This window comes from Massilia sp. P2_C2 (genome assembly GCF_056404615.1).
Genome location: NZ_JBFUDR010000656.1, coordinates 1 through 748 on the forward strand (window position 1 = coordinate 1; position 748 = coordinate 748).

Below are 748 nucleotides of genomic sequence, written 5' to 3' on the forward strand. Positions count from 1 at the left end.
CCTTCGGACGGTTCAGGCGGATCACGGCCACCTTGTCGTGGCGTTCGATCAGCAGGTCAGCATATTCCATAGGGCACCCCTTAATAAGATGAGCCCAGATTGTAGCGCCTGAACGACGCGCGTGACGTATACGGCAACCATGCTTTGTTATCATCGGCGATCGAACCACTCGCCGGCCTCTCAAGTGTCTCCGATCGCCCTCCTCCGCAGCCTCGCCGCCGACCGGCAGCTGCGCAACGTCGACTTCCGCCGTTTCTGGTTCAGCAGCACCCTGACGAATTTCGGCGCCCAGATCACCCTGCTCGCCCTGCCCATCTGCGCCGCGCTGCTGCTGCATGCGACGCCGGCCCAGATGGGGACGCTGGCCGCCGTCGGCTCCCTGCCGTTCCTGCTGTTCGCACTGCCGACCGGCGTGCTGCTCGACCGCAGCCGGCGCCTGCCCGTGATGCTCGCCAGCGATGCGATGGTCGCATTGAGCCTCGCCAGCGTGCCGCTCGCGTGGTGGCAGGGATGGCTCAGCGTCCACTGGCTGTACGCCGTACAGTTCATGCTGGGGACGGGCTTCGTCGTGGGCGGCAGCGCCGAGCAGATCTTCCTCACCTTCCTCGTCGGACGCGATGGCCTGATCGATGCGCAGTCGAAGCTGGGCGCGACGGAGTCGGCGTCGCGCCTGCTCGGCCCCGGCATCGCCGGCCTGCTCGTGCAGACGCTGGGGGCGCCGGTCGCGATCCTGTGCAACGTGGCCGGC

General features: G+C 67.2%; 1 protein-coding gene. It reads left to right on the forward strand.

The features are described from left to right. Positions 1-184 precede the first annotated feature (184 nt). A partial coding sequence (locus AC1DYX_RS31670) for an MFS transporter (RefSeq protein WP_477266239.1) occupies positions 185-748 on the forward strand: 564 nt, incomplete at its 3' end.